Below are 21812 nucleotides of genomic sequence, written 5' to 3' on the forward strand. Positions count from 1 at the left end.
ACAGCCCAACCAAGGACACAGTCACGAATCAGAAGCACCTGGATACGACCACTCCCCACTTTGGCCCGGAACATGTTCCAGTCGGCGAACTTCACTCCGATCCCCAGCGCACCCACCGATATGAGGGATATCTTCAAGGGCCCGAAAAAGCCGGGGAATCCGCTGGCGTGACGCCAGCCCTGACTGATCACCCTTCCCGCTCATCCGTAGACTCGAATCGAGACTGCATGGAGCCGAACCAGGCAAGCAGCCCGAAACGACCGGAGAATCAATGGACACGCCCGCAGAGTCCAGCGGCATCCTGGGACACCTCGAACAACACCTGGGTTCCGTGCAAAAGGTCGAATCCGGGAAGTCCGAACACGGTAACCGCGGCTACGACCTGACGTTCTTCCATCAAGATCAGCCTCCGATCAGCACGGTCGTCACCAACGGGCTACGCTTCCAGTCGATCACCGCAGTGATCCCGGAAGAGCTGGCCTGCACGCTCTGGGACGGGCAGGAGCACATCGCCCACTTTCTGACGGACACCACCGCTTCCATGCTCCTCGAGATGGGGCGTGGTCTCGACTTCGGCATGGTCGTCGAAAACGACGAGCCGATCCTGCAGGGAACCGCCATCTGCGGCGTTCTCGCGCACCCGAGCCCCTACTTCGACAGCGGTTTCAACGTGTTCCCGACCAGCGAGGAAGCGACGCTGCAGATCGTTTCGCTCCTCCCGGTGACATCCGGCGAAGCCGCTCTCTCCCAGCAGGAGGGCCCGGAGGCCCTTTTCGAGGTTCCGTGAGAGCCAGGTGAACATCCTCGACGTCACTCGCCCCTCGGCGGTCTGAGCCGTACGAGCCGATTGGCAAGCGCGCACGAAGTTCATCGGTGGAAGCTCGATTCGTCGAGGACCGTCACCCGGTCCACCGGGCAGCGGCGCGCCCCAACCGGTCCGCTGACCGGGTCGTTTCCGGCAGGCGGTACTTGGGCGCGAGACCCAGCACCAACCCGCACGCGGCGTCGAGCGTGAACCGGTGGCCCACCGACACGAACACCGGCTTCACGCTCCGCTGCGTGCGCAGCGCGCTGCCGACGACCTCGCCGCCCAGCGACAGCGGAGTCCACGCACCGCGTTCGACGCCCGGCGAGTCGTAGCTGCCCATCGCCGTCTTGCCGACGCCGATGCTCGGCAGATTCGTCAGCACGCCCAGGTGGCACGCCAGGCCGAATCGGCGAGGGTGCGCCGCGCCGTGCCCGTCGCACACCAGAACATCGGGTTCCACGGACAGCCGCGTGAGGGCCCGCAATAGTGACGGCGCCTCACGGAACGCGAAAAGGCCGGGAACGTACGGAAAATCCGCGACACCGTGCACGACCGCCGAGTCCACAACGGACAACGATGCGACGTCGACAACCGTGACCGCCGCGACGAGCCGATCCGAGTCCTCGCGGTACGCGACGTCGAGACCGGCCGCTGTGCGGACCTCGTCCGGGGCACCGTCGAAGCGCACCACCGGCCGCAGCCGCTGCTGGATCGCCACCGCTTCGTCCTCGGTGGACGGCCAGGCGTGCAGGTCGCGGATCTCCATCACCCGATATTAGAAGACCCCGAAGGTGCGAACGCGCCCGAACACGAGAACGGGCCGCCGGAACGCCCGGAGGCGATCCGACGGCCCGTTCACCGTCACGACCTCAGCGCTGAATGGCCTTGACCTCCAGGTACTCCTCCAGGCCGAACTTGCCGAACTCGCGCCCGTTGCCGGACTGCTTGTAACCACCGAACGGGGCGTTCGGATTGAACCCGCCACCGTTGACCGCGACCTGACCCGTGCGGATGCGGCGCGCCACCGCCATCGCCCGCTCGTCCGAGCCGAACACCGCACCGGAGAGGCCGTACTCGGAGTCGTTGGCGATCCGAATCGCCTCTTCCTCGTCGTCGTACGGCATGATCGCCAGCACCGGGCCGAAGATCTCCTCGCGCGCGATCGTCATCTCCGGGGTGACGCCGGAGAAAACCGTCGGCTGCACGTAGTAGCCCTTGTCCGTCCCCGTCGGCTTGTCCGCACCTCCCGTCACGACGGTCGCACCCTCCGAGATGCCCTTCTGGATGTAGTCGACGACGCGGTCCCGCTGCACGTCCGAGACCACCGGGCCGATCCGGGTGCTCTCGTCGGTCGGATCGCCGACGGTGTACTTCGCCGCCGCAGCGGAGGCCAGCTCGACCGCCTCGTCGAGCCGCGACCTCGGCACGAGCATGCGGCTCAACGCGTTGCAGCTCTGGCCGCCGTTCGGGAAGCACCCGGCGACACCGAGCTTCACCGCCTTGGGCAGGTCCGCGTCGTCGAGCACGACGTTCGCCGACTTGCCACCGAGCTCCAGCGCCACCCTCTTGATCGTCTGAGCGGCCACCTCGGACACCCGGCGTCCCGCACGGGTCGAGCCGGTGAAAGACACCATGTCGATGTCCGGGTGCGCGGCGATCGCCTCACCGACGACCGGACCGGTGCCGTGCACCAGGTTGAACACCCCGGCGGGCAACCCGGCTTCCGCGACGACCTCGGCGAAGATGGCGGCCGTCAGCGGCGCCACCTCGCTGGGCTTGAGCACCACGGTGCAACCGGCCGCGAGAGCCGGCGCCACCTTGGCCACGATCTGGTGCAGCGGGTAGTTCCACGGCGTGATCGCACCGACCACGCCGATCGGTTCCCGCACGATCAGCGAGTTGGCGTTCTCCTCGGTCCACTCGTAGCCCGCGTCGAGCACGTCGGCGATGCCCGCCGAGGTCAACGTGGGGACGCTCGCGTGCACCTGAGTGGAGAACCCGATCGGGGACCCCATCTCCGCGGTCACCGTCGCCGCGATCTCGTCCCGCCGTGCCGCGATGCCCTCGGAGATGCGGCGAACGATCGCCGACCGCTCCGCTACCGGCGTCGCCGCCCAGGCCTCGAAGGCATGTCGGGCCGCCGTCACCGCGGCATCCACGTCGGACGCGGTCCCCGCCGGAACGGAGCCGATCACCTCTTCGGTGGCCGGGTTGACCACCTCGATCCGTTCTCCGGCACCCGGGACGTAGTCGCCACCGATGACGTGATCCGCCCGGCTGTCGGTGGGCAGAGTCGTCGGCAATGCCATGAATCCTCCAAGAAGCCGCTTCTGCACCCGGTTCCACAGTCCCGGGAAGTTGACGCGCTCGGCGTCACACCGACCTTGTCACAACGAATCACGCGACGCATCGGCATGATCACCGTTTAACGAACGGTTTTCGGGTCCGGTCAGTCGAACTGCGGCGACTCCGTCCGGGAACGCTTCAGCTCGAAGAAGTACGGGTAGCCGGCCAGCGTGCGGGCAGCGTCGAACAACTCCCCGGCCTGCTCCCCCCGCGGGATACGCGTGGTGATGGGGCCGAAGAACGCCATGCCGTCGACGTGGATCGTGGGCGTACCCACCTCGTCGCCGACCGGGTCCATCCCGGCGTGGTGACTGGCGCGGAGTTCCTCGTCGTACTCGGTGCTGCTCGCGGCCTCGGCCAGCGAATCGGGAAGACCCACTTCGGCCAACGATTGGCCGATCACCTCGGCGAAGTCCTTGTTTCCCTCATTGTGCAGCCGGGTCCCCATGGCCGTGTAGAGCGGAGCGACGACCTCCTCACCGTGGTGCTTGGCCGCCGCGATGATCACGCGTACCGGTCCCCACGCCTTGGCCATCAGATCCTGGTACTCCTCCGGCATGTCCTGGCCCTCGTTGAGGACCGCCAGGCTCATCACGCGGAACCGCAGATCGATTTCCCGCACCTGCTCGACCTCCAGCATCCACCGGGAGGAAACCCAAGCGAACGGGCAGGCCGGGTCGAAGTAGAAGTCGACGTGCGGGCGGCGCGAATCGGTCATCAGACGCTCCAAGTATCGGATTGCGGGCAAGAGTTCGGTTCGCGGGCACGCGCTCGAACGGTCCCGCTACGGGGACCAACCCCGCGAGGTGCCGATGTCTTCCCGGAGACGCCGAACGACACGCCGACGCGTGTCGGCGGACCGTCGGGCGGCGTTCCATCCGCCCGACGTGATTGGATGCTTTGCGCCCCTGCCGATGCCAACCCGCACCGGCACCAATCCGACGAACAACGAGGTGATCCGTGGCCCCGCCGAACCTCACCCGCGATCAGGCCGAGCAGCGGGCAGCGCTGTTGGAGGTCCAGTCGTACGTGATCGAGCTGGACCTCACCGAGGGAGCGGGTGGGCCGGAAGTGGAGATCTTCGGCTCCACCACCGCGGTACGGTTCCGCAGCAGCCAGGCCGGCGCCAGCACCTGGATCGACCTGATGGCCGCCCGCGTGCACAGCGCGGTCCTCAACGGTGTGGAGCTCGACGTCTCCGAGTACGACGAGTTCACCGGGCTGTGGCTGCCCGAACTGGCCGAGGACAACGAACTCGTGGTGCGCGCCGACTGCCGGTACATGAACACCGGTGAAGGTCTGCACCGCTTCATCGATCCCGTCGACGGAGGTGTCTACCTCTACAGCCAGTTCGAGACGGCCGATGCGAAGCGGATGTTCACCTGCTTCGACCAGCCCGACCTGAAGGCGACCTACCAGATCACGGTGACCGCCCCGGCAGAATGGAAGGTGGTCTCCAACGCCGCGGCGGAGGTTTCCGACGCGGCGGACGGCACCCGGCGACACGTCTTCGACACCACCCGGCCGATGTCGACCTACCTGGTCGCCCTGGTGGCAGGGCCGTACGCGGAGTGGCGCGACGTCTACGCCGGCGACGACGAAGAGATCCCGCTCGGCCTCTACTGCCGGGCCTCGCTGGCCGAACACCTCGACGCGGAACGGCTGTTCACCGAGACCAAGCAAGGTTTCGGCTTCTACCACAAGGCGTTCGGCGTGCCGTACCCGTTCGGCAAGTACGACCAGTGCTTCGTGCCGGAGTTCAACGCCGGAGCAATGGAGAACGCCGGCTGCGTGACCTTCCTGGAGGAGTACGTCTTCCGGTCGAAGGTCACCAGTTACCTCTACGAGCGGCGCGCGGAAACCGTGCTCCACGAGATGGCGCACATGTGGTTCGGCGACCTGGTGACCATGCGCTGGTGGGACGACCTGTGGCTCAACGAGTCGTTCGCCACCTGGGCGAGCGTGCTGGCGCAGGTCAACGCCACCGAGTACACGCACGCGTGGACCACGTTCGCCAGCGTCGAGAAGTCCTGGGCCTACCGGCAGGATCAATTGCCCTCCACCCATCCGGTGGCCGCCGACATCGCCGACCTGCAGGCGGTGGAGGTCAACTTCGACGGAATCACCTACGCCAAGGGCGCTTCGGTGCTCAAGCAGCTCGTCGCCTACGTCGGACTGGAGAACTTCCTGGCCGGCCTCCAGGTGTACTTCGAGCGGCACGCCTGGGGCAACGCGACCCTCGACGACCTGCTGCAGGCGTTGGAGGGTGCATCCGGGCGAGACCTGTCCTGGTGGAGCGCGCAGTGGTTGCAGACCACGGGGCTGAACATGCTCCGGCCCAAGTTCGAGACTGATGGCGACGGCCGGTTCACCGAGTTCACCGTGGTGCAGAGTCCGGCTCATCCCGGCGCGGGTGAGTTCCGCACCCACCGCGTGGCGGTCGGCGTCTATGACGACGACCCCGAGACCGGCAAGCTGGTTCGCACCCAGCGGGTGGAAACCGACATCAACGGCGAGCGCACCGACGTCGCCGACCTGGTCGGCGTGCACCGGGGCAAGCTGGTGCTGGTCAACGACGACGATTTGACCTACTGCACGATGCGGCTGGATCCGGGGTCGCTGACCACGCTGGTCGACCGCATCGGGGAGATCTCCGAGTCGCTGCCGCGCGCGCTGTGCTGGTCGACGGCGTGGGAGATGACCCGGGAGGCGGAGCTCAAGGCACGCGACTTCGTGAGTCTCGTGCTGGGCGGTTCCGCCGACGCCGGGATCGGTGCCGAAAGCGAGATCGGGGTGGTCCAGCGGGTGCTGATGCAGACCCAGACCGCGCTGGGCTCGTACGCTGATTCCGCGTGGCAGACCGAAGGCTGGTCCCGGTACTCCGGTCGCCTGCTCGAACTCGCGCACAACGCCGAGCCCGGATCGGACCACCAGCTCGCGTTCGTCAACGCGTTGGCCTCGTCCGTTCTCGATGAACAGCAGATCGAGGTGCTGCGCGGCTGGTTGGACGGTTCGGCCCCGCTGGAAGGCCTCGTCGTCGACACCGATCTGCGCTGGCAGCTGCTGCAGGCACTCGTCGCGCACGGTAAGGCGGCCGAGTCCGAGATCGACGCCGAGTTCGACCGGGACCAGACGGCGACCGGTCGGCGGCGTTCGGAGCGGGCTCGCTCGCTGATCCCGACACCCGAGGCGAAGGAAAAGGCGTGGCAGCGCGCTGTGCACGACGATCAGTTGCCGAACGCGGTCAGCGACGCGATCATTTCCGGTTTCCAGCACCCTGCTCAGCGAGGGCTGCTGGCTCCGTACGTCCAGCGGTACTTCGACGAGATCGACGAGGTCTGGCGGCGCCGTTCCAGTGAGCGCGCCCAGCCCACGGTCATCGGACTGTTCCCGTCGTGGGCAGTGGAGCCGGCGACCGTGGCAGCTGCGGACGCGTGGCTCGATGGTGAGCACGCGGCATCACTGCGGCGACTGGTTTCGGAGGGACGCGCCGGCATCGTGCGGGCGCTGGCGGCACGCGAGTTCGACCGGTCCTGACTGACCGCTTCTCCCGGACCGTTCGAGTGGGACGGTCCGGGAGCTTCGGCAGGTGTGCTGCCTGAAGCATCGAGGTCCCGGACTCGATGCTTCGTTCAGTGCGCTCCGGTGCTGCTTCCAGCCGCGTCGGACAGCATCCGCAGTGAACTGATCAGCCCTTCGACGAACTCGCCCTCCCGGAAAGAAGCAACCATGCTCATCACGGCGAGCTGGCAGCTCCGGTCCGTGACCCGCCGGTACGCCTCGTCCCCGGTGATGATCTCGACCTGGTGCTGCGCGGGAGAGACGGCAATGAGGACTCCCTCGCCCGCACGGGCCCCGAGGTTCGCGTGCAGCGCTTCCGCGTTTTCCCGGGTCTGCTCACCCAGGTCCCCGAGGTAGATCGCGAACTCCAGGCCGGTGGTCCGGCTCGACAGCGTGAGCGCCTCGTCCAGCCGCGAGAGCTCCGTGGGAGAGAACGGGAGGTTCGGCTGCTCCGGTTCGACCTTCCTGGCGATCGACAACCTTCCGGTCGCGGTCAGGGCTTCACCGGCGTTGAGGTCAGCTGCCGACCGCTGCTCGACTTCACCAGTTGCCACGTGCGCCTCCCCTGGCCGTGCTGCGTTCCGCTTCGAGTGCCGAGCCGGATTCGATGTCCACACCCTTAGGCGGGGTGCTGCTCACCACCGCGGGGTCGGCGACCCAGAACACCGGGGCGAAGTCCCATTCCTGTCCCGAGCGTTTCCGGGAACGAGCGAGCTTCGGCCACAGCGTTATCAGGGCGACCAATCCGTAGATGGCCGCAGGTATCCCCGCCAGGACGAGAAAGGTCTCCACGACAGTCACGCCCGTACGGTATCCGATGAGTTCACGTTTGTGAGCCTTGACCTGTGAGCCCGCGCGTGCCGCACGGCCGCATCACTCGCGCAATCCCGGCGACCTCACTCGCGCATCGCGGAGGCCCCGCCCCGCAGGCGGGTCGAAATCACCACCCGTACTGGTTCGGTCACCACGAGCAACCGATTTCTCGGTGTGTCTCACATCACTTTTCTTAACTCTACTGGGCTAACCAGCACGCCCAAATGGAGCCCAACCAGACGGTTGAAGTCAACGACAGGTTGGCGGCTTGTTCCGCTGCTTTCGCGCTTCTAGTTTTTCACCTGTATGGGTCTTGCGTGCTTGATCGCAGGCACTGAAAACACCATTTTAAACACGGAGGCGCACCATGCTGGACAAGAAAACCGCTATCCAGGGGACTTTCAGGACGCTCCCGGCCATTTCTCAGCCGCTGATTGATCACGTTGCGTTTACAACTGACGATGCATCAATCAGTGGGAACCAAGGCGTCCGCATCAGCGGACAGCAAGGCGTCCGCATCAGCGGACAACAGGGCGTCCGCATCAGCGGACAGCAAGGCGTCCGCATCAGCGGACAGCAAGGCGTCCGCATCAGCGGACAACAGGGCGTCCGCATCAGCGGACAGCAAGGCGTCCGCATCAGCGGACAACAGGGCGTCCGCATCAGCGGACAGCAAGGCGTCCGCATCAGTGCTGCGGCTACAGCATGAGCGCCCAACCGAGAGGCCGCCCCGGAGCGGTATCAGGCCTCCGGATCACCGAGGTAAGGCAACCACAGCGGGTCGGTGTCGGTGAGACCCGCGAGCAATCGCCAGTGACGCCCACGGGGCGCGTGCGGAGCCACCGGCAATCGCCACCCGAGTTCGCTCAGCGTCCTGTCCGCTTTGCGGTGGTTGCACCGCCTACAGCACGCCACGCAGTTCTCCCAGGCGTGCGGTCCACCTCGGCTCTTCGGAACCACGTGGTCGATGGTTTCGGCCCGGGCACCGCAGTAGACGCATCTGTGGTTGTCCCGCTGCATCAGCGCTCCGCGGGACAGCGGAACCCGTCCTCGGTACGGAACTCGAACGAAGTTGCTCAGCCTGATGACCGAAGGCACTTCCAGGGCGTTCGTGGCCGAGTTCACGGTGAGCCCGGCGGAGTCGCCGTGCACCACCTCGGCCTTTCCGCACACCACGAGAACGACCGCCCTGCGAAGCGGGAGCGCGGTCAACGGCTCGAACGTGGCGTTGAGCAGCAGGACCCGTCGCTTTCGCCAGAGCGTCCCGAGAGTCGCCGGCCCCTTGTCGGCCGTTGCCGGGTGCAGTCCTGCACCGCGCGCCTGTGTCTGACACAGTGCGGCTCTCGACGCGAACCCGGACGCGCCTTTCGGAGTAGGTTTTCGCTCGGTCACGCGACCACCTCCGCCGGTTTCGAAGAACAGTCGAACACAGAACACGTCCCGAACGCACGTGTGATTCGCGCCGCGTTGACGTCTTGCGCGCAAAATTCCGGTGAACCATCGACGAACGGAACATTCACTGGAAATTCTGATCAAGCGCCGAATGTTCCGAGATCACCATCGCGAACGGCCGGACCGAAGCATCGGCAGGCCGGATCGGAGCATTGCCACGCACGTATCGTCGAGCACCGTGACCGATGTTCAATTGCCTTCCACCTACCCCGACGCCGACCGGTCCGAGATCGTCGACGACCTCCACGGCCGGCCGGTCGCCGACCCGTACCGATGGCTGGAAGACCCCGCCGACCCGGCCACCGAATCGTGGTCGAAATCACAAGACGAGTTGGCGCGAGGTTGGCTCGACGCACTCCCCGGACGAGCGGAGGTCGCCGAGCGGATGCGGTCGCTATTGGCGGCCGGTTCGGTGTCGGCTCCCGTGTGGCGAAACGGGCGACAGTTCTTCACCCGGCGCGAGCCGGGGCAGGAGTTCCCGGTCCTGCACGTGCGGGAAGAGGACGGCACCGAACGGGTACTGCTCGACGTGAGCGAACTCGACCCGTCCGGGTTGACCACCCTGGACCGCTGGACACCGAGCCTCGAAGGTGACCGATTGGCGTATCAGGTCTCCGTCGGCGGCAACGAGGAGTCGTTGCTGTACGTGCTCGACCTGGCCACCGGGTCGCTGATCGAGGGCCCGATCGACCGGTGCCGGTACTCGTCGATCTCCTGGCTTCCGGGTGGCGAGGAGTTCTTCTACGTCCGTCGGTTGCCCGCCGAGTCCGTACCGGAGGGTGAGGAACAGTTCCACCGGCGCGTGTGGCGGCATCGCGTCGGAAAAGACCCCGAGCAGGATCTACTGGTCCACGGTGAAGGGCTGCACCACACCTTCTACTACGGCACCAGCGTATCCAGGGACGGACGCTGGCTGCTGATCCACGGCTGTCCTGGCACGGCTCGGCGCGACTCGGTGTGGATCGCCGACCTCTCCGGGAGCGACGCGGTCCCTGAACTCCGCCAGATCCTCGACACTTCGGACGGCGTGCGCGCCTCGGCGTGGGTGGAGCGCGACGGCCGGATGTACGTCCAGACGACGTTGAACGCTTCGCGCTGGCGGCTGTGCGTGACCGATCCGGCGACGCCCGATCCGGCCGACTGGTGCGAGCTGATCGCCGAAGAGCCGGACTCCGTCCTCGAAGCGGTGCGCTGGTTCGACGATGGTTCCGCCGCGCGCCTGGTGGCGCTGCGCACCCGGCACGCGGTCTCCGAACTGACCCTGCACGACCCGGCCACCGGTGCGCGGGTGGGCGAGGTGCCACTTCCCGGTACCGGGCAGGTCACCTCGTTGACCACGGTCGACGAGGCCACCGAACATCACCGGGATCGGCTGTGGATCGGCTGGACCGATTTCGCCACCCCGCCGTGCGTGCACGTGTTCGCAGCCGGGAGTGGGCGGACGGTGCTCGCCGAGCGGGCCCCGGGTTCGGTCGACGTGCCCGACGTGCACACCCGGCAGATCACCTACACCTCGAAGGACGGCACCGACGTCCGCATGTTCGTGCTGAGCCCGGACGCCGAGCCGGACCGCGCGCGACCGGCGTTGATGACCGGGTACGGCGGTTTCTCGCTGTCGATGGAGCCCGGCTACTCACCGTCGGCGCTGGCCTGGGTGGCCGCGGGCGGAGTCTGGGCGCTGCCCGCGTTGCGCGGCGGCGGTGAGGAAGGCGAGCAGTGGCACACCGAGGGGATGCGGGAGAACAAGCAGAACGTCTTCGACGACTTCCACGCGGCAGCCGAACACCTGGTGGCCGAAGGCTGGACCAGCACCGAGCAGTTGGCGATCACCGGCGGTTCGAACGGAGGTCTTCTCGTGGGGGCCGCGCTGACCCAGCGCCCCGACCTCTACCGGGCCGTGGTCTGCTCGGCTCCGCTGCTGGACATGGTGCGTTATGAGCAATTCCTCCTCGGCCGCACCTGGAACGAGGAGTACGGGACCGCGGAGTCGCCCGAGGAACTCGACTGGCTGCTGTCGTACTCGCCGTACCACAACGTCGTGCCGGGGACCGTCTATCCGACGGTGCTGTTCACGGTGTTCGATTCGGACACCCGCGTCGATCCCAACCACGCGCGGAAGATGTGCGCTGCCGTGCAGCACGCGACCGGGGCCGCCCTTCGGGAGCGTCCGGTGCTGCTGCGTCGGGAGACCGAAGTGGGGCATTCGGCTCGTTCAGTGTCCCGAACCGTCGGACTCGCGACCGATCAGCTCGCTTTCCTCGCCGAGGCCACCGGTCTTGCGCTGGAGTGACGCTATACTCATCTCGATCGGGTAACGCCCAGGCGGGTGACAGACGACTTCGTGAACGGCGGGGCGTTCACGAAGTTCCGGCAGGTAATGCCGTCGTCACCCGCCGTGCACCCCCGACACGACCGCAACACCCATGGAGAACCCCCGACCCATGACTCCCCCGCTGCTGTCCCAACCGAGCTGCGTCGAAGAAGAAGGCAGTTGGTGTGGCACGGTCTACGACTGGACCAAGAACGAGTGGTTCGCGACGTACTCGGACCTGCTGATCGCGAAACCGCTCCACATCCTGGCCATCATGCTGGTCGCCCTGGTGGTGCGCTACTTCGTGCACCGGACGATCACCCGCTTGACGCAGACCAACGGCAAACCCCCCAAGGTGTTGCAGCCGTTGAAGGAGCGGCGCGGCGACGTCGCCGAAGACCTGCTCACCGAACGACGCAAGCAGCGCGCTCGGACGCTCGGGTCGGTGCTGAAGTCGCTCTCCTCGTTCGTCGTCTTCGGCCTGGCCGTCATGTACGCCCTCAAGGCGCTGGGTATCGAGCTCGCCCCGATCCTCGCCTCGGCGGGTGTCCTCGGTGTCGCGGTCGCCTTCGGCGCCCAGAACCTGGTCAGGGACTTCCTCTCCGGCATGTTCATGATGGTCGAGGACCAGTACGGCGTCGGCGACGTCATCGACCTCGGTGAAGCGATCGGCACCGTCGAAGGGGTCGGACTACGGGTGACGACGCTGCGGGACCTGAACGGAACGGTCTGGTACGTGCGCAACGGCGAGATCCTGCGCGTCGGCAACTTCAGCCAGGGGTTCGCCGTCGCGGTCGTGGACCTGCCGATCGCGCACTCCAGCGACGTGCAGCTGGCCATCTCGGTGGCCACCGAGGTCGCTTCCGATGCCGCCACCCAGGAACCACTGCGCAAGGACATCCTGGAACCACCGGAGATGTTGGGCGTCGACCAGATCACCTCGGACACGATCACACTCCGGCTGACCGCCAAGGTCCGCCCGGGGCAGCAGTGGATGGTGCAGCGCAAGCTCCGTGCCGACATCAAGCGTGCCTACGACGACGAGGGCATCCAGCCGCCCTACCCGTCGGGTCGCCCGCTGCCCCCCATCGACATGAAACAGTGACCGGCGCCCTGCACGTACTGTGACCCGCATCCCGACCACTCGCCGAAAAGCGACAAGTACTGTGGGACGTGTCCGAACGCGGGAACGCGCAGGCATTACGCGGCCGACCCGCCGTTGACGAGCCCGGTACGACCGGCAGCCGAGGAAGATGGGATCCGTGAGCAGCTTGGAGACCTTCTACGACCAGGTCGGCGGTGAACGAACCTTCGACTTCATCGTTTCCCGCTTCTACCAGGAAGTCGCCAAGGACGAGCTGCTCCGGCCGCTCTACCCCGAGGAGGACCTGGGGCCGGCGGAGGAGCGGTTTCGGCTCTTCCTCATGCAGTACTGGGGCGGGCCGCACACCTATTCCGACCAGCGCGGGCACCCGCGTTTGCGGATGCGGCACGCACCGTTCAAGATCGGCCCCGCCGAACGCGACGCGTGGCTGCGGTGCATGCGCATCGCCGTGGACGAGGCAAACCTCCAAGCGGGCCATCGGGACCAGCTCTGGCAGTACCTCGAATCGGCCGCCGACAGCATGGTGAACTCGTGGTTCTGAACGAGAAGTCCTGACAGAAATCCCTTCACCCGGGGAGCGGCCGCACGGCGTTCCGACCGGGACCTCGACCACCGCCAAAAGCATTCCGATGTGTTCTCAGTGAACGGCGCGCGATGACTCTGCCTCCTGGACGGACCGAATGGTCGCTCCACACGGAAACGCCATGGTGGGTCGGTGCCAGCGTCTACCGCGTCGACCTGCGACTGTTCGCCGACTCCAACCTCGACGGGATCGGGGACCTCGACGGTCTACGACAGCGGCTGGGGTACCTGGAACTGCTCGGAATCGACGCGTTGTGGCTGTACTCGCCGTTCGCGGGACCGTTGACCGACAGCCACCGGGGCATCGAACTCGATCCGGTGCTCGGCGAGCGCGAGTCGTTCGAACACCTGGTCACCGAGGCGCATGAGTCCGGTATCCGCGTCACCGTCGACGTGTCCGCCGATCCCGCGGTACTCGACCGATCGGAACTGCAGCACGTGCTGGAGAGCAATCTGCGGTTTTGGCTCGATTGCGGCGTGGACGGTGTGCGGGTCAGCACCACCCCCGGGCGCGGGTCCCCCGCGGACGGGACCGTGCGCGAGGTACTGCGGCTGATCCGCCCGATCGTCGACCAGTACCCCAGCCGTGCGCTCGGCGTCCTCGTGGACGACGAGTGGTTCTCCCGCTTCACGGAGAGGCCGCCGGACTGGGACATCGGTGTCGACCTGCGGCTCGGGGACACCGCCTTCGACGCCGACCGGCTGCAGGGCACGATCGACCAGATCCTCCACTCCACCGAGGCCATCGGGGTACAAGCGGTCTGGACCGTTTCGGACCGCGAGCAGCGACACCCGGTGGTGCGCTTCGGTGGCGGGCCCGCCGGTGTCGCCCGCGCCCGCGCACTGGCCTTGATCATCCTGGCTCTGCCGGGGGTGGTCGGTATCGACAACGGCGAGGAACTGGCGCTGCCGGGCCCGGACGCGAGGGGAGCCGAGCCGGTCCGCAGCCCGATGGTGTGGGAGGGCGACGAGCCTCCGTTCGGCTTCTCCGCGGGACCGGGCAGCTGGTGGCCGATCGGCGAGCAGTGGGCGGGCCTGACCGTGGAGGCCCAACTCGAGGACCCGGACTCGACGTTGACGCTCTACCGGCGCGCCCTCGAGATCCGCAGGCAGCAACCGGGACTCGCCGACGACCGGATCGAGTGGTTCGGCGCACCTCCGGGTTGCTTCGCGTTCCGCCTGGCCGAGAGCGGCTTGACCTGCGCGTTGAACACCTCGGTCGACCCCGTCACGCCACCGCCGGGCGACGTGGTGCTCGCCAGCGGCCCGATGCCGGAGGGTCAGCTTCTACCCAACTGCGCGGTCTGGCTGACCTGACCGTTCCGTGTGACCCGCGTCGCAGGGCACCGGCCTTCGTTGCATGAGGAAAACGGGCGATCTGTACATTGCCGTCGAGCTGCTCGACGTCGCCTTCCCCGGGAAATCATGTCCGTAACCCGCTACTCCTCGCCGTCCGGACAGGCGTCTGACAACAGACGCCGTCGGCTGGCCGGCATCGACATCGCACGATTCGTGGCGGTGTTCGGCATGTTCAGCATCCACTTCGGTGTTCCGTTCGCATCCGGTGCGGTGGCGATCACGATCGCCCAGTTCTCCAGCGGCCGCTCCACCGCGCTGTTCACCTTCCTCGCGGGCGTCTCGCTGGCGATGCTCTCCGGCCGTGGTGAACCGCTCACCGGCCCGGCCTTGCGGGACGCCCGCATCAGAGTCGCGGTCCGCGCCGGGATCCTGCTCCTCGTCGGGCTGGCCCTGGCGAAGGCCACCGAGACGACCGGCTTTCTACTGACCGTGATCATCAGCTTTTACGGGCTGTACTTCCTGCTCGCGGTACCGTTCCTCGGACTGACGGCCCGCAAGCTGGCCGTCGCGGCGCTGCTCGTGGCCGTGCTCGGTCCCCAGCTGTCGTTCGTACTGCGCACCTGGATCGCGGAAGACACGCCGTTCTCGCGATTCGTGCACACCGTCAACTCGTTCGATCCCGGTCACCTGATCGCCAACATGGGCCTGTTCGACCTGCTGCTGCTCGACTTCTACCCGGCAGCGTCCTACCTCGCCTTGGTGCTGGCCGGATTGGCCGTCGGCCGCTTGGACCTGCGGTCGACGACGGTCCGGATTCGGATGGCGCTGTCCGGTGTGGCGCTGGCGGTTGTCGCCAGCGGTGTATCGACCCTGCTGACCCTATTGGTCGCCGCGCGACCGATCTCGCGGTACGAGGGGGTGGTGCCGGTCGAATCACCTGGGTTGTTGCTGACCCACGCCGCGCACAGCGGGACCACCTTCGAGCTGATGGCTTCGCTCGGGATCGCGGTGGCGATCGTGGCAGGCTGCCTCGAAATCGCCGACCGTTCGGGCCGCTGGCTACACCCGCTGGCCAAGGCCGGGTCGATGGCGCTGACCCTCTACGCGATCCACGCGTTGGTGCTCTCCTGGCAGATCGTGACCGGCGGCTGGCCGTTGAGCGGTGTACCGGACGACCTCGCGAAACTCGCCAGCATGGGCCCCGTTGCCGACGAGATTCCGGATCTGCCCGCCTTCCCACCCGACGGGCATCGCCCGGAGGGAGCAGTGGCGTTGATCAACACCTTCATGCCGGAGATCTTCTTGGTCTTCACCCTGGTCTTCGCCTCGGTGTGGAGCCGATTCGCGGCTCGCGGACCGCTGGAATCAGCGGTGAGCGAGTCCGTGCAGTGGGTCACCGAGCAGCTACCGCGCCTCCGGGCGCTGCTGGCGTCCCCGACCAAGGTGTGAGAGCGAGTCTCCGAGAAAACCGCCCACCACCCTCACATCAGCAGCGGGAGCAGGGCGTGGCGTCGGCGCAGAACCGCACCGAAGCGGGAGTCCAGGCGCAGCCACGAATCCGTTGCGCTGACCCGAACGATCTCGTCCTCGGGTGGTGACGACCGCAGGAAGCCCATCCCGGAGAGCACGAACAGGCAGCGCAGCGGAACCGTCACTTCCAGCCCCGAGCCGCTGACGGTGAACACCTCCTGATCGAGCAACGACGCAGGCGGCGTTCCCTTCGGCCCGACGTTCTCCTTGGCCACCCCGACGCCCCGTTCCGCGACCTCGCCGACCAGCTGGGCGGGGAGGTCGTCGACCCGGTGCCACCCTTCCGCCGGTGGAAGCTCGGAGCGCCACAGCAGGTCCTTCGGCGGGCCAGGGTCCATCACCGGGCCACCGGCGACGGTCAAGGTCGCCAGCAGCTCGCTGCCCGACACCGAGAGGTCCGCGGGCTCCACCTCACCCTCGACGGAGCGGGTGCACAACGCGTCGAACGGAGTCGCGGACCAGACGTCCACCCGTCCACCGCTCGACCGGTTCCGCAGCCGCAGCACCGACTGCGATTCCAGCCGGACGGCGCGAGCCACGAACGCGCCCAGATCGTCGCGTTCGACCGCGTCGGGAATGCGAAGCTCAGGCACGGGAAAACTCCGGTTCTGTGGTCAGCGCGGGCTGCCACTCGGTGAGGAAGGCCCGCTCGTCGGTGGTGAACCGCCGCGGGCGTCCCGCCTTCAGGTCGTACGGCACCAGCAGGGTCTCGGCTGTGACCACCGCCGCCTCGCTCCCGGAGCACGCGGTGTAGTCCATCACGAACGAGGCCGCCTTCAGGTCGCGCACCGCCATGCGCACCTGCACGCTTCCGGCCGAGTACGCGAGCGGGGCGTGGTAGTCGATCACCACCCGGGCGACGACCATGCCCTCGGCCATGCCCAGCAGTCCGCGCCGCTCGGCCTCGCCGAACAGCAGGCCGGCACGGGCCTCCTCGAGCAGGGTCACGGTCCGCGCGTGGTTGACGTGCCCGAAGGCATCGAGGTCGGACCAGCGCAGATCCACTTCGGCTACGAACGCACCCACTCGGGCTTCCTTCCTTCTCGACCGCGGTCGTGGTGTCCGGACCGAACCCGTCGATCCGGACACCCACGATCCTCTCACCGCACCATGCTGCGCAGTTGACGTGTCGCGACTGACAGGGTGGCCAGGTCCAGACGCCCGGAGCGCTTGATCTCGGCGAGGGAGCTCCTGGCCCTGGCCAGGCGGGAGGCGTTGGCGCTCTCCCAATGCGCGATCTTCTCCTCCGGAGTCTCGTCCGGCTCGCCCGCGCGCAGCACATCGGTGGTGATCTCCCGCAGCGAGGCGTAGAGGTCGTCCCGCAACGCCAGCCTCGCGAGCGCGTGCCACCGGTTGCCGCGTTCGAGTTCGTTGACCGCCAGCAACATGCGCTCGATGTCGAGGTGTTCGGACAGCGTGTAGTAGACCTCCGCGCTCTCCGCCGGGCTCCGCTCGGCTCGCACACCCGCATCCCGCTCGGCCAGCTCCGCCACTTCGGTGATGTCCAACAGCGCGTAGGTGTCCAGCAGCACCCCGACGTGTTCGGCCAGATCGGCTGGCACACCCGCGTCGACCAGTTCCTCGATCTTCTCGGCGGCCCCTTCGGCAGCGCGTCCCCGGAGGAGGTCGCGAACCGATCCGGACAGCTCCTCGACCACCGGCCGGAAGCGGGCGATCTCCGCTCCGATGGCCAGCGGCTGCGGCCGGTTGGACAACAACCAGCGCGACGCCCGGTCCAGCAGCCTGCGAGTCTGCAGCACCATTTCGTCGCCAACCTCGCTGCGCACGACGTTGTCGAGCTCGTCGATGCGCTGCCACAACGAGTGCAGATCGTAGACCCTGGTCACGACGCTGAACGCGCGCACCGCGTCGGTGGTGGTGGCGCTCATCTCCTCGGCCAGCCGGTAGGCGTACGACAGCCCCCCACCGTCGACGACCTCGTTGGCCAGCAGCGTCGTGGTGATTTCCCGGCGCAACGGGTGCGACTGGATGCTGTGGCTGTGGAAGTCGCGCAGCTGCTTCGGGAAGTACTCGGGCAGCCGTTTGCTGAACGCGTCGGCCTCCGGCAGGTCGCTCGCCAGCACATCGGCCTTCAGCGAGAGCTTGACGTGCGCGAGCAGCGTCGCCAGTTCCGGCGAGCTCAACCCGTCCCCGGCCTTTTCCCGGTCGCGGAACTCCTTCGAGCTCGGCAGTGCTTCCAGGTCGCGGTCCAGGCCGTAGTGCTTCTCCAGCGAGCTGACCTGGCGCGCGTGCACGGGCATCATCGGAGCCGCGTGCGCCCGGGCGACGCCCAGCACCGTGTTCTGGCGGTAATTGTCCGCCAGCACCAGCTCCGCGACCTCGTCGGTCATCTCGGCGAGCAACTCGTTGCGCCGCTCCGGCTCCAGGCTGCCCGCCGACACGAGGGAGTCGAGCAGGATCTTGATGTTCACCTCGTGGTCGGAGCAGTCCACTCCGGCGGAGTTGTCGATGGCGTCGGTGTTGACCTTGCCTCCCGCACGGGCGAACTCGATGCGGCCGCGTTGGGTCATCCCGAGGTTGCCGCCCTCCCCGACGACCCGCACCCGGAGTTGCTCGCCGTCGACGCGCACCGGGTCGTTGCTCTTGTCCCCCACGTCGGCGTGCGTTTCGGCGCTCGACTTGACGTAGGTTCCGATCCCGCCGTTCCACAACAGGTCCGCAGGGGCGAGCAGGATCGCCTTGACGAGCTCGGCGGGGGGCAGCTGCTCCACCGACTCGTCGATGCCCAGGGCCGACCGGATCTTCGGGTTCAGCGGGATCGACTTCAGCGAACGGGACCACACCCCGCCACCCTCGCTGATCTTGCTGCGGTCGTAGTCGTCCCAGGTCGAGCGCGGCAGGTGGAACAGCCGCGTGCGCTCCGCGAACCCGACCGCGGGGTCCGGTTCGGGATCGATGAACACGTGCAGGTGGTTGAACGCCGCGACCAGCCCGATGTGCTCGGACAGCAGCATGCCGTTCCCGAACACGTCGCCGGCCATGTCACCGACTCCGACCACGCTGAACTGCTCGCGCTGGGTATCGACTCCCAGTTCGCGGAAGTGGCGCCGGACGCTCTCCCAAGCCCCGCGCGCGGTGATGCCCATCTCCTTGTGGTCGTAACCGACCGAACCACCGGAAGCGAACGCGTCACCGAGCCAGTACCCGTACGACAACGCGACGTCGTTGGCGATGTCCGAGAACGAGGCCGTTCCCTTGTCCGCCGCCACCACCAGGTAGGTGTCGTCACCGTCGTGGCGCACCACGTCTTCGGGCGGCACGACCTTGCCGCTCTCCAGGTTGTCCGTGAGGTCGAGCAGACCGGAGATGAACATGCGGTAGCAGGCGATGCCCTCGTTCCGGGTCGCCTCCCGGTCGGCCGCGGGGTCTCCGGTCCCCGCCGGCGGGCGCTTGACCACGAACCCGCCCTTGGCGCCAACCGGAACGATCACCGCATTCTTGACCGCCTGGGCCTTGACCAGCCCGAGAACTTCGGTGCGGAAGTCTTCGCGCCGGTCCGACCAGCGCAGCCCACCGCGGGCCACCGAGCCGAACCGCAGATGGACACCTTCGGTCCTCGTCGAGTAGACGAAAATCTCGAACTGCGGCCTCGGTTCGGGCAGCCCCGGGATCTCCTGCGGTTCCAGCTTCAGGGCGAGGTAGGGGCGCGGCGCGTCGACGCCGGTGATGAAGTAATTCGTACGCAGCGTCGCCTGGATCAGGTTGAGGTAGGTACGCAGGATGCGGTCGGCATCGAGACTGGTGACCTCGTCGATCAGCTTCGTCACCTCGGTGACGAGGTCGGCTTGCCTGGTTGCCCGTTCCTCGCCCGGCACCGCCGGGTCGAAGCGCACTTCGAAGAGCCTGGTCAACGCCAGCGTCGTCGCACTGTGCGTGAGGATCGCGTCCTCGATGTAGTCCTGGCTGTAGGAGACCCCGGCCTGCCGCATGTACTTGGCGTACGCGCGCAGCATCGCCGCCTGCCGCCATCCCAGCCCGGCGCGCAGGACCAACGAGTTGAACCGGTCGACCTCGGCATCACCCTGCCAGGACGCCCGGAAAGCCTCTTCGAACCGTTCCCGCAGTGTGTCCAGCCGCTCCGGACCACCGGTGTCCAGCAGGTCCGGTTCCAACCGCAGGCCGAAATCGTAGATCCAACGCTGGCTGCCGCCTTCGGGCAGGATCTCGTACGGGCGCTCGTCCACGACTTCCACGCCCATGCTCTGCAGCACCGGCAGGACCCGCGACAAGGTGACCCGCTCACCGACGACGTATATCTTGAATCGGCGCTCCCCCGGTGCGGCTACCTGCGGCGTGTAGAACGACATCCGCAGGTCATCGCTGTCGGTCAGCGACTCCAGCCTGCGGAGGTCGATGAGGCCCTCGCTCGCGGTGAAGTCCTCCTTGTACGCCTCGGGGAACGCCGCGGCGAACTGCTGGCCGACCGCACTGGCCGCTTCCGAGCTGCGCCGGACGCGTCCGGACTCGTACTCGGCCTGGGATTCCTCCGCACCCAGTTCGTCGACCATCTGGTCGTCCCAGGTGTGGATGGCATCGGTGAGCAGTTCCTGAATCCGTCCGAGGTTGGGTTCGACCTGCTCACCCGGGGTGGTGTGCACGACGAAGTGCACGCGCGCCAGCATCGACTCCCCCACCCGGGTGCTGTACTCCAACCCGCTACCCCCGAGTTCCTCCAGCAGCACCTCCTGCATCGCCAGCCGCGAGCGGGTGGTGTAGCGATCGCGGGGGAGGTAGACGAGGCAGGAGAAGAACCGCCCGTACGAGTCGCGACGTACGAAGGGCTTCAGTTTGCGGCGCTCGGCCAGCGCCAGCACGCCGGTGATGGTCTCTTGCAGCGTCTCCGGGTTGGTGGAGAACAGTTCCGTGCGCGGGTAGTTCTGGATCTCCTCCAACATCCGTTGGCCGGAGTACGACTCCATCGGGAATCCGGCGTTGTGGATGACGTCCCGCACTCGGCGGTCGATGAACGGGATATCGAGCACGTTCTCGTGCAGCGCGGTGGTGGTGAACAGTCCCAGGAAGCGGTGTTCACCGGTTACTCGCCCGTCCGCGTCGAACGTCCGGACGCCCACGTAGTAGGGGTGCACGGCGCGGTGCACCGTGGAAGGTGCGCTGGCCTGGGTCAACACGAGCAGGTCGGGCGAACCGTCGCCCGGCACGTTCAGCCCTTCGGTCAGGTTGCGCGCCTCGGCGCCGTCACTGCGCAACACCCCCAGCCCGGTGGCGAGCACCGGACTCAACCCCGGCTCGTCCACGTCGGCCAGTTCGTGCCGGTATCCGAGGAAGGTGAAGTGCCCGTCGGTCAGCCAGCGCAACAATCCGGCGGTGCCTTCGACGTTCGCGGACTCCACCGGCGGCGGTTCGCTCTCCAGCGAGTCGGCGAGCGCGCGGGCGGTGCCCCGCATGCGCTCGGTGTCCTCCACGACCTCGCGGACGTCGTTGAGCACGGTGACGAGACCGTGTTCGAGCCTGCGCACCCGCTCCGGATCGGTGATCCGATCGACCTCGACGTACATCCAGGATTCGGCGATCGTTCCGGACGGCGGCGACCCCGGGTCGGCGCTCGGGAGCACCTCCAGCAGCTGTCCCGCCACATCCCTGCGCACCACGATGATCGGGTGGATGACCCGCTGGACCTCGGCGCCGTCCCTGGTGAGTTCGGCGATCACCGAGTCGACCAGGTACGGCATGTCGTCGGTGACGGTCTGCACCACTGTCGCGGGGTTTTCCCACCCGTGCTCGTCCCGCGTGGGGTTGAAGATGCTCACGACCGGTTTGCCGGCCACCCGGTTCTCCGCGAGTTCGTGATGCGAACGCAGGGCACCACTCAGATCGACCGCGTTGTCATCGACGAATTCCTCGGCGGGAACGTGGCGGTAGTACGTCTGCAGCAATTCGGCCAGCCCCGGGGCCGACTCGGCCGTCTGCTCCAACAAGCCGGCCTTCGTCGGTTCGGGGGCATCCGTCTGCTCTTGCACCGTCCT

17 protein-coding genes are annotated in these 21812 nt (G+C 67.3%); 7 read left to right on the forward strand and 10 right to left on the reverse strand.

What is annotated here, in order from left to right:
- The first annotated feature begins 271 nt into the window (after nucleotides 1-271).
- Complete coding sequence (locus tag ACYVAN_RS21560; RefSeq protein ID WP_460962439.1) at nucleotides 272-787, forward strand: suppressor of fused domain protein; 516 nt, start codon at nucleotides 272-274, stop codon at nucleotides 785-787.
- Between the two features lie 112 nt (nucleotides 788-899).
- Here ACYVAN_RS21560 and ACYVAN_RS21565 read toward each other — a convergent pair whose 3' ends face one another.
- The 3 genes from ACYVAN_RS21565 to ACYVAN_RS21575 form a co-directional block, all read right to left on the reverse strand.
- On the reverse strand, nucleotides 900-1574 hold the full coding sequence (locus ACYVAN_RS21565; RefSeq protein WP_460962441.1) for an endonuclease V: 675 nt from the start codon (nucleotides 1572-1574) through the stop codon (nucleotides 900-902).
- A gap of 103 nt (nucleotides 1575-1677) precedes the next feature.
- Nucleotides 1678-3117 (reverse strand): aldehyde dehydrogenase family protein, encoded by a 1440-nt coding sequence (locus tag ACYVAN_RS21570; protein WP_460962442.1) that lies wholly within the window; start codon nucleotides 3115-3117, stop codon nucleotides 1678-1680.
- A gap of 140 nt (nucleotides 3118-3257) precedes the next feature.
- Complete coding sequence (locus ACYVAN_RS21575) at nucleotides 3258-3872, reverse strand: mycothiol-dependent nitroreductase Rv2466c family protein (protein ID WP_460962443.1); 615 nt, start codon at nucleotides 3870-3872, stop codon at nucleotides 3258-3260.
- A gap of 242 nt (nucleotides 3873-4114) precedes the next feature.
- Between ACYVAN_RS21575 and pepN the strand changes: the two genes are divergently transcribed.
- Nucleotides 4115-6691, forward strand: a complete 2577-nt coding sequence (gene pepN / locus ACYVAN_RS21580) for an aminopeptidase N (protein WP_460962444.1) — start codon at nucleotides 4115-4117, stop codon at nucleotides 6689-6691.
- 95 nt (nucleotides 6692-6786) lie between these two features.
- Here pepN and ACYVAN_RS21585 read toward each other — a convergent pair whose 3' ends face one another.
- From ACYVAN_RS21585 to ACYVAN_RS21600, 4 genes are all read right to left on the reverse strand, one after another.
- Nucleotides 6787-7269 (reverse strand): DUF5130 family protein, encoded by a 483-nt coding sequence (locus ACYVAN_RS21585; RefSeq protein ID WP_460962446.1) that lies wholly within the window; start codon nucleotides 7267-7269, stop codon nucleotides 6787-6789.
- Nucleotides 7256-7516: an aa3-type cytochrome oxidase subunit CtaJ gene (gene ctaJ, locus ACYVAN_RS21590; protein ID WP_460962448.1), complete on the reverse strand. Its 261-nt coding sequence runs from the start codon at nucleotides 7514-7516 to the stop codon at nucleotides 7256-7258. The genes ACYVAN_RS21585 and ctaJ overlap by 14 nt, the downstream gene beginning before the upstream one ends.
- A 478-nt stretch (nucleotides 7517-7994) precedes the next feature.
- Nucleotides 7995-8204 (reverse strand): hypothetical protein, encoded by a 210-nt coding sequence (locus tag ACYVAN_RS21595; RefSeq protein WP_460962450.1) that lies wholly within the window; start codon nucleotides 8202-8204, stop codon nucleotides 7995-7997.
- Nucleotides 8205-8269: 65 nt separating this feature from the next.
- The gene (locus ACYVAN_RS21600; RefSeq protein WP_460962452.1) at nucleotides 8270-8920 is read right to left on the reverse strand and encodes an HNH endonuclease; all 651 of its coding nucleotides are present in this window, start codon (nucleotides 8918-8920) and stop codon (nucleotides 8270-8272) included.
- 238 nt (nucleotides 8921-9158) lie between these two features.
- On the opposite strand from ACYVAN_RS21600, the gene ACYVAN_RS21605 reads away from it, so the two are divergent.
- The 5 genes from ACYVAN_RS21605 to ACYVAN_RS21625 all read left to right on the forward strand — a co-directional run bounded on the left by ACYVAN_RS21605 (nucleotide 9159) and on the right by ACYVAN_RS21625 (nucleotide 15726).
- On the forward strand, nucleotides 9159-11270 hold the full coding sequence (locus tag ACYVAN_RS21605) for a prolyl oligopeptidase family serine peptidase (protein WP_460962454.1): 2112 nt from the start codon (nucleotides 9159-9161) through the stop codon (nucleotides 11268-11270).
- Between the two features lie 151 nt (nucleotides 11271-11421).
- Nucleotides 11422-12396 (forward strand): mechanosensitive ion channel family protein, encoded by a 975-nt coding sequence (locus ACYVAN_RS21610; protein ID WP_460962456.1) that lies wholly within the window; start codon nucleotides 11422-11424, stop codon nucleotides 12394-12396.
- Nucleotides 12397-12553: 157 nt separating this feature from the next.
- A complete protein-coding gene (locus ACYVAN_RS21615; RefSeq protein ID WP_460962458.1) occupies nucleotides 12554-12937 on the forward strand; it encodes a globin in 384 nt (127 codons plus the stop codon).
- Between the two features lie 113 nt (nucleotides 12938-13050).
- Nucleotides 13051-14295 (forward strand): alpha-amylase family glycosyl hydrolase, encoded by a 1245-nt coding sequence (locus tag ACYVAN_RS21620; protein ID WP_460962460.1) that lies wholly within the window; start codon nucleotides 13051-13053, stop codon nucleotides 14293-14295.
- A 108-nt stretch (nucleotides 14296-14403) separates the two neighbouring features.
- Nucleotides 14404-15726 carry a heparan-alpha-glucosaminide N-acetyltransferase domain-containing protein gene (locus tag ACYVAN_RS21625; RefSeq protein ID WP_460962462.1) on the forward strand — a complete coding sequence of 441 codons (1323 nt, stop codon included), beginning with the start codon at nucleotides 14404-14406 and terminating at the stop codon, nucleotides 15724-15726.
- A gap of 32 nt (nucleotides 15727-15758) precedes the next feature.
- Here ACYVAN_RS21625 and ACYVAN_RS21630 read toward each other — a convergent pair whose 3' ends face one another.
- The 3 genes from ACYVAN_RS21630 to ACYVAN_RS21640 all read right to left on the reverse strand — a co-directional run bounded on the left by ACYVAN_RS21630 (nucleotide 15759) and on the right by ACYVAN_RS21640 (nucleotide 21806).
- A complete protein-coding gene (locus ACYVAN_RS21630; RefSeq protein ID WP_460962464.1) occupies nucleotides 15759-16400 on the reverse strand; it encodes a hypothetical protein in 642 nt (213 codons plus the stop codon).
- Nucleotides 16393-16833, reverse strand: coding sequence for an acyl-CoA thioesterase (locus ACYVAN_RS21635; RefSeq protein ID WP_460962466.1), 441 nt, complete (start codon nucleotides 16831-16833; stop codon nucleotides 16393-16395). Before ACYVAN_RS21635 ends, ACYVAN_RS21630 begins: the two co-directional genes overlap by 8 nt.
- Nucleotides 16834-16907: 74 nt before the next feature.
- Nucleotides 16908-21806 carry an NAD-glutamate dehydrogenase gene (locus tag ACYVAN_RS21640; protein WP_460962468.1) on the reverse strand — a complete coding sequence of 1633 codons (4899 nt, stop codon included), beginning with the start codon at nucleotides 21804-21806 and terminating at the stop codon, nucleotides 16908-16910.
- Between the last annotated feature and the right edge of the window lie 6 nt (nucleotides 21807-21812).

Source organism: Parasphingorhabdus pacifica (genome assembly GCF_054779195.1).

What these genes read in the sequence shown, in the direction of transcription:
- ACYVAN_RS21610 (WP_460962456.1), top strand. Translation starts at nt 11,422, where the DNA reads ATGACTCCCCCGCTGCTGTCCCAACCGAGCTGCGTCGAAGAAGAAGGC.
- ACYVAN_RS21570 (WP_460962442.1), bottom strand. Translation starts at nt 3,117, where the DNA reads ATGGCATTGCCGACGACTCTGCCCACCGACAGCCGGGCGGATCACGTC.
- ACYVAN_RS21565 (WP_460962441.1), bottom strand. Translation starts at nt 1,574, where the DNA reads ATGGAGATCCGCGACCTGCACGCCTGGCCGTCCACCGAGGACGAAGCG.
- ACYVAN_RS21625 (WP_460962462.1), top strand. Translation starts at nt 14,404, where the DNA reads ATGTCCGTAACCCGCTACTCCTCGCCGTCCGGACAGGCGTCTGACAAC.
- ACYVAN_RS21620 (WP_460962460.1), top strand. Translation starts at nt 13,051, where the DNA reads ATGACTCTGCCTCCTGGACGGACCGAATGGTCGCTCCACACGGAAACG.
- ACYVAN_RS21575 (WP_460962443.1), bottom strand. Translation starts at nt 3,872, where the DNA reads ATGACCGATTCGCGCCGCCCGCACGTCGACTTCTACTTCGACCCGGCC.
- ACYVAN_RS21560 (WP_460962439.1), top strand. Translation starts at nt 272, where the DNA reads ATGGACACGCCCGCAGAGTCCAGCGGCATCCTGGGACACCTCGAACAA.